A 10,411-nucleotide genomic window follows, 5' to 3' on the forward strand; every position below is an offset into this window, starting at 1 on the left:
CCGTGGACGCCGAGATCCGGGACAACGACATAGCGATCGTCGGGATGGCCTGCCGGTTCCCCGGGGCGGGCGACGTGGGGGAGTACTGGGACAACCTGGTGAACGGCGTCGAGTCCATCAGCTTCCTGAGCGACGACGACCTGCGCGCACGCGGCGTCTCCGAGTCCGCGATCGCCGACCCCGCCTACGTCAAGGCCTGCCCGATGATCGAGGACATGGAGGGCTTCGACGCCGCCTTCTTCGGCCTCACCGCCCGCGAGGCCCAGCTGCGCGACCCGCAGGGCCGGCTGTTCCTGGAGGCCTGCCACACCGCGCTCGACGACGCGGGCTACGACGCCGGCCGGTACGGCGGCACGGTCGGCGTGTTCGGCGGCGGCGGCCAGTACGTCTACGGCCCCGAGCACGTCCGGCGCAACGACGAGGCCATGCGGGCGGCCGGCGGCGTCGGCGCGGCCACCGCGACCGACCCCGACTACCTGGCCACCTCGGTCTCCTACCACCTGGGCCTCCAGGGACCGAGCGTCACCGTCCAGACGGCGTGCTCCACGGCGCTCGTTGCGATCCACCTGGCATGCCAGGCGCTCCGCCTCGGGGAGTGCGACATGGCGCTCGCCGGCGCGGTGGACGTGCGGCTGCCGTACGGCCGCGGCCACTGGCGGATGGACGGCGGGATCGCCTCCGCCGACGGCCATGTGCGGGCGTTCGACGCCGCGGCGTCCGGGACGGTCTTCGGCACCGGGGTCGGGGTGCTGGCCCTCAAGCGGCTGGACGAGGCCGCCGCCGACGGCGACCACGTGCACGCGGTGATCCGGGGATCGGCGGTCAACAACGACGGCGCGGCCCGCGCGGGGTTCACCGCGCCGGGCGTCGAGGGCCAGACCCGGCTCGTGCTGGAGACGCTCGCGGTCGCGGAGGTCGGGCCGGAGACGATCGGCTATGTCGAGGCGCACGGGACGGGGACGCTCGTCGGCGACCCCATCGAGGTGACGGCGCTCACCAACGCGTTCCGCGCGGCGGGCGCCGCCGCCGACCGGTACTGCGTGATCGGGTCGGTGAAGCCCAACGTCGGGCACCTCGGCGCCGCGGCGGGCGCGGCCGGGATCATCAAGGCGTGCCTGGCGGTCGAGACGGGACTGATCCCGCCGACCCTGCACTTCGAGACCCCGAACCCCGACATCGACTTCGACACGAGCCCGTTCCGGGTGGCGACCGAGGTCACCGCCTGGGAGGGGCGCCGCCGCGCCGGCGTCAGCTCGTTCGGGATCGGCGGGACCAACGCCCACATCGTGCTCGAACGGCCCCCCGCCCACCTCGCCGAACGCCCGCCGGGCGACGGGGTCCGCGGACGCTCGTCCGGGCGGCGCGTGCTGCCGCTGTCCGCACGGACCCCCGCGGCCCTGCGGACCGCGGCGGGCCGCCTCGCCGAGCACCTCAGGGCCCGTCCCGGCATCGCGCTCGACGACGTCGCCCTCACCCTCCAGCGCGGCCGCCGGGAGCTGCCGTACCGGCGGGCCGTGACGGCGGCGTCGGCGGAGGAGGCCGCCGAGGCGCTGGAGGCCGTCCGCGACTCCGCCGCCGCACCGCCGGCCGCGCCGGGATCGGGCCGCGGCGTCGCCCTGCTCTTCCCCGGGCAGGGCTCCCAGTACCCGGGGATGGGGCGCGGGCTCTACCGGACGCAGGAGGTCTTCCGCCGCGAGGTCGACCGGTGCTGCGAGCTGCTGCTCCCGCACCTCGGCGGGACGGACCTGCGCGACCTGCTCTATCCGGACGCCGAAGCGCCTCCTGGCGACGCGGCGTCCGAGGACCCGGCCGGGAGCGACGTCGACCTGGACGCGCGCACCCCGTCGGAGGTGCTGAGCCAGACAAGGTTCGCCCAGCCCGCGCTGTTCGTCGTCGAGTACGCCCTCGCCGCGCTCTACGAGCACTGGGGCGTCGTCCCCGAGGCGATGCTGGGCCACAGCGTCGGCGAGTACACCGCCGCCTGCCGCGCCGGCGTCTTCGCGCTGGAGGACGCCCTCGCCCTCGTCGCCGCGCGCGGGGAGCTGATGCAGGGCATGCCGCCCGGCGGGATGCTCGCGGTCCCGCTGCCCGAGCGGCTGGTGCGGCCGATGCTGTTCGGCGGCGTGGACGTCGCGGCCGTCAACAGCCCCGGCGTGACGGTCGTCGCCGGCCCGTGGCAGGCGGTCGAGGACTTCGAGAAGAACCTCGCCCCGTGGGGGGTGCGCTGCCAGCGGCTGACCACCTCGCACGCCTTCCACACCGGCATGATGGACCCGATCCTGGAGCCCTTCCGCGCGCGGGTGGCGGCGGTCGCGATGCGCGAGCCGTCGGTGCCCTTCCTGTCCAACGTCACCGGGACCTGGATCACGTCCGAGCAGGCGACCGACCCCGGCTACTGGGCCGAGCACCTGCGCGGCACCGTGCGGTTCGCCGACTGCCTGGCGGCGCTGACCGGGTCCGGCGGGCGGGCGCTGCTGGAGACCGGCCCCGGCAGGACGCTCACCACGTTCGTCCGCCAGATGCCGGACGGCGCGCGCACCCCGGGCATCGGCACGATGCGGCACCCGCTCTCGGAGGGGGACGACGAGGCGGTCGCGCTGGAGGCCCTCGGCCGGCTGTGGGCGGCCGGCGTCGCGGTGGACTGGCCGCACCCGGACGGGGCCCGCCGGACCCCGCTCCCCGCCTACCCGTACGAGCGGCAGCGGTTCTGGCTCGAACCGGACCCGGAGGAACCGGGGGCGCGGCCCGCGGGCGCCGACTCCGACGACGGGCCGCTGCCGGTCGAGGAGGCCGTGTTCAAGGCGATCTGGGAGGAGCGGCCGCTGCCGCCCGGGCCCGCGGAGGTCCCGCCGGACTCCCGCTGGCTGGTGCTGTCGCCGGGCGGCGGGCCGGTCGCCGCCCTCGCCGCGCTGCTCGCCGAGTCCGCGGCGCAGGTGACGACGCTCGTGCCCGGGGATGAGTTCGCGCGGTCCGGCCCGGAGGAGTTCACGGTCCGGGCGGGCGACCGCGGCGACTACGAGGCCGTCCTGGAGATCCTCGGCCGGGAGGCCCTGCCGACCCACGTCGTCCACGGCTGGACGGCCACCCCCGCCGAGCCCGCCGCGCTGGACGACGACGTGGTCGCCGCGGTGGCGGAGCACGGCTTCTACTCGCTGCTGCACCTCGCGCAGGCGCTGGACATGCAGGCGCCCGAGCGGCCGGTGCGGATCCTCGCAGTCACCACCAACATGCAGGAGGTGTCCGGCGGGGAGCCGATCGAGCCCGCCAAGGCCCTGCTGCTCGGGCCGAGCCTTCTGATCACCCGGGAGCTCGGCGGCATCGACTGCCGCAGCGTCGACCTCACCGCCCCGAGCATGCTGCCGCCCGAGGCGCTGGCCGGGCTGCTGCTGCGCGAGGCGCTCGCCGAGGCCGGTGACGAGCAGGTCGCCTGGCGCGGCCTGAAGCGCTGGGCGTGGTCGTTCGCGGGCGTACCGGTGGAGACCCCGGAGGAGCCGCCCGCCGTGCTGCGCGAGGGCGGCGCCTACCTGGTCACCGGCGGGCTCGGCGGCATCGGGCTGATGCTGGCCGAGGACCTGTTCCGGACCTGCCGGGCCAGGCTCGTCCTGATCGGCCGCTCCGGGCTGCCGGCCCGCGCGGAGTGGGGCGCGATCATCGCGGGCGAGGGCGCCGGCGAGGGCGCCCGGGAGGGACTGCGGGAGCGCCTGGAACGGCTCGCCGCGCTGGAGTCGGCGGGCGCGGAGATCATCATCCGCGCCTGCGACGTGACGGACGAGGCCGCGCTGGCCGCGGTCGTCGGCGAGGCCGTGGACCGCTACGGGCGGGTCGACGGCGTGTTCCACCTCGCGGGCGTGGCGGGCGGCGGGATGCTGTCCGTCCGCGCGAGGGAGGACGCCGAGCGCGTCCTCGCCCCGAAGGTCGCGGGCACGCTGGCCCTGCACCGGCTCCTCGGGGACCGGACCGACTTCATGGTCCTGTTCTCCTCGATCTCCTCCGTCGTCGGCGACTTCGGGCTCGTGGACTACTGCGCCGCAAACAACTTCATGGACGCCTTCGCCCGCCGCCGGTCGGCGCTCGGCGAGCGGGTGATGTCGATCAGCTGGACGGCCTGGCGCGGCGCGGGCATGGCCGTGGACGCCGCGCGCGTCACGCCGGAGGTGTTCCGGGAACTGCGCCAGGGGCAGCGCTCCGAACCCGTCGACCATCCGCTGCTGAGCCGCCGGATCGCCGACCAGGACGGGGACGTCTTCTACTCGACCGTCCTCGGGCCCGACTCGCACTGGGTGCTGACCGACCACCGCATCCGCGGCGTCCCGGTCCTGCCCGGCTCCGCCGGCCTGGAGATGATGCGCGCCGCCGTGGCCCGCGAGCTCGGCACCGGGACCGGCGGGCACGCCGGCCCGGACGACGCCATGAACGTGGAGCTCAGCGACGTGCTCTTCACCGGACCGGTCGCCGTCCCCGCCGAGCGGGAACTCCGCGTGGTGCTGAAGAGGGCCGGCGACGGGTTCGACATCACGGTCCGGGCGGCGGACGCCGCCGAGGCGAGGCCCGACTGGGCCGAGCACATCCGCGCGCACGGCCGGCTCGTCCCCGCGACGCCCCCGCCGGTCCTCGACATCGCGGCGGCGAAGGCCGAGTGCACGGACCTGAGCTTCGAGCCGGAGCCCGGATTCGTCTCGCGGAGCGTCGTCGAGATGGGGCCGCACTGGTACAACGTCAAGCAGATCGCCGCCGGGCACCGGCGCCAGTACGGCCTCGTCGTGCTGCCCGAGGAGTTCCGGGACGAATGCGGGCAGTACGTCCTGCACCCGGGGCTGTTCGACGACGCCGTGTCCAACGCCCGCGTCCTCAAGGGGCTGGACAAGGGGTTCAAGTACCTCCCGTTCGGCTACCGCCGGATCGTGATCCGGCGGCCGCTGCCGACGGTCGTGCACGTCCAGTACCGCGAGCTCGACGACGGCGAGGGCGAGATCGCCGCCGCCGACCTGTCGCTCATGGCCCCCGACGGCACCGAGGTGGTGGCGATCGAGGAGTACGCGCTGCGGCGCATGGACCCCGACGACATCTACGCCGCCACGGGGGAGCCGGCGCCGGGCCCGGGCCTCGGAGCGGCGGCCGGGAACACGACCGCGGAGGACGCCGGCGGCGGGACCGGGGCCGTCGACCACCGGCCCAGCCACCTCCTCGACGCGGTCAGCGGCATGCGGGTGCTGCGCGGCATGATGCACGGCTGGGCCGCGCCCCACCTGGTGGTCTCGCCGGAGGGGCTGGAGGCCGGCCTCCGGCGCGTCCGGGCCCTCACCGGGGACGTCCTGGAGGAGGAGATCGGCAAGATCGAGACGGGGCTCGGCGCGGCCACCGGCGGCGAGCGGCCGCTGGACACCCCCTACGCCGAGCCCGAGACGCCGCGGCAGAAGCAGATCGCCGGCTACTGGACGGAGGCGTTCGGCATCCGGCGGATCGGCCTGGACGACGACTTCGCGGAGCTGGGCGGCAACTCGCTGATGGCCGTCCAGCTCGCCTGGCGGATCCGGCAGGAGCTCAACGTGGAGATCACGGTGGCCCGGCTGTTCCGGCGGCCGACCGTGCGCACGCTCGCGGACCTGGTCGAGCAGGAGCTCGCCGGAGCCCGAACGAACTGAAGGAGCGACAGATGACCGTCCACCCCGCCGGGCACGACCTCCAGACGGCGCCAGGCCCGGCGCCCCTCCTGCTCGGCCCCGGCACCGACTCGACGGCCACGATCATGGATCGGGTCCGCCTCGCGGAGGACGTCGGCCTCGAACGGCTCTGGCTGGACCAGATGCCCGGCGTCCACGACGCCGGGGTGGTGGCCGCCGCCTGCCTCGCCGCGACCGAGCGGATGACCGTCGGGACCGCCGTGCTGCCCGTCACCGCCCGCCATCCGGTGGCGATGGGGCAGCTGGCGACCGGGCTGGCCGCGATGTCCGGCGGCCGGTTCACGCTGGGCGTCGGCGCCGGCCACCCGTTCGTCAACGAGTTCGTCCTCGGCCTCCCGCCGTCCCCGCCGCTCGCGGCGACGCGCGAGTACCTGAGCGTGCTCCGGTCCTACCTGCGCGACGGGCGCGTCGACTTCGCCGGCGAGCACTACTCCGCGCACGCCTCGAACGAGACTCCCGAGGGACCCGACATCCCCGTGTTCCTGGGCGCGGTACGTCCGGGGATGATCCGGCTCGCCGTCGAGCAGGCCGACGGGCTGCTGCTCTGGCTGGCGCCGCCCCGGTACGTCGCGGAGCACGTCCTGCCGGTCGTCCGCGAGGCGTGCGCGGAGATCGGGCGGGACCCCGCGACCCTCCCCGTCTACGCCATCGTCTCCGCCTACCTCGCCGACGACCATCCGGACGCCTACGCCGGCCTCGAAGTGATGATCACCCGCTACGCGATGATGCCGGCGTACCGGCACATCATGGAGGCGAGCGGCCACCGGGAGCGGCTCGCGGCCGGCGACATCGACCGCGCGATGATCGACGACCTGGTCATCGTGGGCGACGCGGACGACGCGGCGGCGCGGCTCGCCGCCTACCGGGAGGCCGGCTGCACACCGGTCATCGCGGCGGCCCTCGGCTCCGGCGTCCTGCAGATCGACGGTGCCGACGCGTTCGCCCGCTTCGTCAAGGCGGTCTCCGTTGGCTGACGGCACCGGACCCGCGGCCGGGCCGGGCGGCCCGCCGCCGCTGTGGACCGCGTACGCGCGCCCCATGGCGGCGCCGCGGCTGCGGCTGCTGTGCCTGCCGCACGCCGGGGGCGGGGCGGCGGCCTACCGCGGCTGGGTCCCGGCGCTCGCCCACGACGGCATCGAGGTGTGGCCGGTGCAGCTCCCCGGCCGGGAGAACCGGTTCGACGAGCCGCAGTACGAGGACCTGTCCGCCCTGGTCGCGGCGCTGGCCACCGCGTTCGGCCCGGCCCTCCGGACGGCGCCGTACGCGGTGTTCGGCCACAGCATGGGCGCCGCCGTCGCGCTGGAGCTGGCGTACGAGGCCCGGCGGCGCGGCCTGCCCGGCCCGGAGCGGCTGTTCCTGTCCGGCTGCCGGCCGCCCAACAGGCCGGACCCGGAGTCGCCGCGCTGGAACCTGCCGACCCCGCTGTTCGTCGAGAGGCTCCGCGTCTACGACGAGGACTCCGAGATGCTGCGCGACCCCGCGCTCAGGGAGGTCTTCCTGCCCCGGCTGCGCGCGGACTTCGCCCTCGTGGAGCGGCACCGGTACCGGCCGGAGCCGCCGCTGGCGTGCCCGCTGTCCGTCCTCGGCGGGCTCGACGACCGGGCCGTCCCGCCGAGCGTGTTCGACGGGTGGGCGTCCTACACCAGCGCCGGAGCCGAGATCCGCCTGCTCGGCGGCCCCCACTTCTTCCTCGGACCGGCGCGCGACCACGTCCTCCGCCTCATCAGGGACCGGCTGGCCGGGGCGGGCGTCCCATGACGGCCGCCCCGGCCCCCTCTCCCGCACCGCCCGTGCCCGGCTTGGCGGACGCGGGCATGGGGCTCCACCTGCGCGCGTTCGCCGCCGTGATGCGCAAGGAGGCGCGCCTCATGCGCCGCCACCCGCTGACCCTGCTCAACACCCTGCTGCTGATGCCGCTGTACCAGCTCGTCCTGCCGGTGCTGCTGCTCGGCTCGGCGTTCCTCGTCCGCGGACGGTCGGCGGGCATCGGCGCGCTGACCGGAACCGCCGACTCGGGCGGCTGGCTCGCGATCGGCATGGCGGGGGCGCTCCTCACCAGCACGGTCCTGGCCGGCCCGGCCCAGGCCGTCACCGGGGAGCGGAGCACGGGGACCCTGGAGCTGACCTGGACGATGCCGGTCCGCCCGGGCTCCCTCGTGCTCGGGTCCATGGCCGGGATGACGGCGCTGGCCCTGGTCTCCGGAACGGCCGTCATCGGGCTCTCCGCGCTCCTGTTCGGCGCGGAGTACGGGCTGGACGGCCTGCTGGCCCTGCCGGTGCTGGCCGTGCTCCTGCCGGGCTTGGCCGGGCAGGGGCTGATGAGCGCGGCGCTGGTGCTGCGGTGGCGGCAGGCCATGGGCATCACCGACAACGTCGGCTACCTCGTCTCCGTGCTCGCGGGCGTGACCTTCCCCATCGCGGTCGTCTCCGGCGTCCTCCAGCCGATCGCCTACCTCATTCCCACGACCTGGGCGATCGACCTCGCCCGGCACCTCGCGCTCGGCGCGGACACGTTCCTGCCGCCGACCGCCGAGTTCGCCGCCCTCGCCTCGTCCTCCGCCGCCTACCTGGCGTGCGGCCGGTACCTGTTCGCCTCCGCCGAGCGGCGGCTGAGAAATGACGGGAGCATCTCCCAGCACTGACCCGGTGCGCGCCGGCTCCGGTCAGTCAGCTTTTGTTCGTCCCTTTCCGGAGTAGCGCCAATGGAGATTGTCGCTATCGCGGCGGCCTCGCTACGATTCCGCTATATCGCGAATTGACTGAAATGGAGGAACGGCATGGACTCCGAGAATCCGGCGGCGAATCTCCAGCAGATATTTCCGGCCGGTGACGTCTTCGTCGTCACCGACGACGAGGATCTGGCCGGATACGCCGAGGAGCGCGGGCTGAGAACGGTCCGGCTCGACCGGGTGGACGACCTGCCGGACGGCGCCGCCGTCGTCCTCTTCCTCTGCCGGAACCTCGTCAGCCGCGAGATCCGGCGGCGGTTCCGCAGGCTGCGGGTGCTGCTCGTCCCGGTGGCCAGCTTCGACCCCTCGCCGGAGGCCGCCGCGTACACCCTGGAGCTCACGCGGCACACCGACTACCGCAAGGCCTGCGACTGGAACCGGTACTGGGTGCGCGCCATCTCCGACGAGCCGGGGCCGCTCGTCTTCGAGGGCTCCGGCACCAGCCTGGAGTGCGTCCTCGCCGACCGGCTGTCCGCCGACGCCTGGTACGGCGAGGAGATCGGCGTCGGCGGGTGGATCAGCGTCGGGAGCTACTGCGAGTTCTCCCTCACCGCCCCCTCCTCCTCGGACTGGCACGGCGCCTTCACGATCGACGGCACCGCCGTGGCCGCCGGCGTGCTGGTGGCGAAGGACGCGCGCGTGACGGAGGCGGGGGCCGCGCGGATCGCCCGGGCGCACGAGCTCCGCGCCGAGCTCGCCGCCCGCGGGCCGGTCACGCTGCGCCTCGACGCCGGTGTCCTCACCACCGCCGAGGCGGGCGGCGAGGACTTCACCGACGCGCTCCGCGAGGTCACCAATCCCGACTACGGCCTGCACGTCCTCGAACTCGGCATCGGCACCAACATGGACCTGCTCCCGCGCGTGGACTGGACGCGCAATTCCCAGCTCAACGAAGGCGCCGGCCCGGTCCACCTCGGTTTCGGAGAAGGCATCACCGGGGCCCACGTGGACTTCATCGTCGCCGAAAGCGGGCACCGGTTCGGGGAAAGCCGTGCGGTACAGCCGCAGTGATGTGCGAAAAAAGCGCGGAGAAAGGAGGTGATGAAGGAATGCGCGAACTGAGCATCAGAGAGCAGTCATGGTCGCTCGACGACGAGGAGCACCTCGTCGGCGACGCCGAGCGCCTGGAGTCGGACGACCCGGTCAAGGCGGCGACGATCCAGTACAGCTACGCGAAGATCTGATCCGGCCGCACCGAGGGTGGCCGTCCGTGCGGACGGACGGCCACCCGTCCGGCGAGCCGTTCCAGCCCGCGGGCCGTTCCAGCCCGCGGGCCGTTCCAGCCCGCGGGCCGGTCAGGCGGTCTCCAGCCGCAGTGCCGCCTCGGCGGCGTCCAGCGCGGCCTCGCACTCCCCGGCGGTGCCGGCGACGGCGACCGCGACGGCGAGCCGCCCGTTCGCCATGTCCGCGGCCGGCGTGGACACCGTCGCGCCCGGCTCCACGAGGAGCTCCGTCCGGACGACGGACGGGGGCAGCGCGGCCGCGTCGAAGCCGAGCGAGCCGACGGTCAGCCGGTCCGCGGGCGGGTGCAGGAACCGGACCCCCGCGACCGCCTTGCGGTCGGGTGCGAGGACCGGGGCCCGGCCGCAGGCCGCGTCCGCCGCGATCAGCCCCGCGTCGAGGCCCGTCGCGTACCGTCCCAGCAGCGTGATCAGGTCGCCGCCGAGCCGTGCGTTGATCTCGATCACCTTCGGCCCGCGCGGGGTGAGGCGCATCTCGGTGTGGGTGGTGCCGTCGCGGAGGCCGATCGCGGCGTGGGCCGCGTGCAGCACCTGCATGACCTGCTGGTCGCCGAGGAGCGGATCGGCCGCGTCGACGCGGTGGCCGACCTCCGCGAACCACGGCGCGTAGCCGACGCTCTTGCGCGCGAGGAAGAGCGGCTGCGTCCGGCCGCGGTGGACGACGGCGTCCACGCTGATCTCCTCCCCGGCCGCGAACTCCTCGACCTGGACGGGGGAGTCGAAGGAGGCGGGGCCCGCCGCGGCGGCGCCGCGCGCGGCG

Annotated in this window: 7 protein-coding genes; 6 read left to right on the plus strand and 1 reads right to left on the minus strand. The window is 74.9% G+C overall.

The genetic code is table 11. The features are described 5' to 3' along the window. Positions 1-2 precede the first annotated feature (2 nt). From E1300_RS27215 to E1300_RS53530, 6 genes are all read left to right on the plus strand, one after another. On the plus strand, positions 3-5,642 hold the full coding sequence (locus E1300_RS27215) for a type I polyketide synthase (RefSeq protein ID WP_165503027.1): 5,640 nt from the start codon (positions 3-5) through the stop codon (positions 5,640-5,642). A gap of 11 nt (positions 5,643-5,653) precedes the next feature. After that, the gene (locus E1300_RS27220; RefSeq protein WP_131759926.1) at positions 5,654-6,655 is read left to right on the plus strand and encodes an LLM class flavin-dependent oxidoreductase; all 1,002 of its coding nucleotides are present in this window, start codon (positions 5,654-5,656) and stop codon (positions 6,653-6,655) included. Next, a complete protein-coding gene (locus E1300_RS27225; RefSeq protein ID WP_131759927.1) occupies positions 6,648-7,439 on the plus strand; it encodes a thioesterase II family protein in 792 nt (263 codons plus the stop codon). The genes E1300_RS27220 and E1300_RS27225 overlap by 8 nt, the downstream gene beginning before the upstream one ends. Before the next feature lie 32 nt (positions 7,440-7,471). After that, positions 7,472-8,323 carry an ABC transporter permease gene (locus E1300_RS27230; protein WP_207399977.1) on the plus strand — a complete coding sequence of 284 codons (852 nt, stop codon included), beginning with the start codon at positions 7,472-7,474 and terminating at the stop codon, positions 8,321-8,323. A gap of 135 nt (positions 8,324-8,458) precedes the next feature. After that, positions 8,459-9,421, plus strand: a complete 963-nt coding sequence (locus E1300_RS27235; RefSeq protein WP_131759929.1) for a CgnE/CgnB domain-containing protein — start codon at positions 8,459-8,461, stop codon at positions 9,419-9,421. A 38-nt stretch (positions 9,422-9,459) separates the two neighbouring features. Beyond that, the gene (locus tag E1300_RS53530) at positions 9,460-9,594 is read left to right on the plus strand and encodes a hypothetical protein (RefSeq protein WP_278045390.1); all 135 of its coding nucleotides are present in this window, start codon (positions 9,460-9,462) and stop codon (positions 9,592-9,594) included. A 111-nt stretch (positions 9,595-9,705) separates the two neighbouring features. On the opposite strand, the gene E1300_RS27240 is transcribed toward E1300_RS53530, so the two are convergent. Next, positions 9,706-10,411, minus strand: a 706-nt coding sequence (locus E1300_RS27240; RefSeq protein ID WP_131759930.1) for an ATP-grasp domain-containing protein, incomplete at its 5' end; no start/stop codon positions are given.

This window comes from Actinomadura fibrosa (genome assembly GCF_900659615.1).
Classification (GTDB): Bacteria; Actinomycetota; Actinomycetes; order Streptosporangiales; family Streptosporangiaceae; genus Spirillospora; species Spirillospora fibrosa.

Excerpts from the sequence above, each read along its gene's own strand:
- E1300_RS53530 (WP_278045390.1), top strand. The coding sequence starts at position 9,460 with ATGCGCGAACTGAGCATCAGAGAGCAGTCATGGTCGCTCGACGACGAG.
- E1300_RS27220 (WP_131759926.1), top strand. The coding sequence starts at position 5,654 with ATGACCGTCCACCCCGCCGGGCACGACCTCCAGACGGCGCCAGGCCCG.
- E1300_RS27235 (WP_131759929.1), top strand. The coding sequence starts at position 8,459 with ATGGACTCCGAGAATCCGGCGGCGAATCTCCAGCAGATATTTCCGGCC.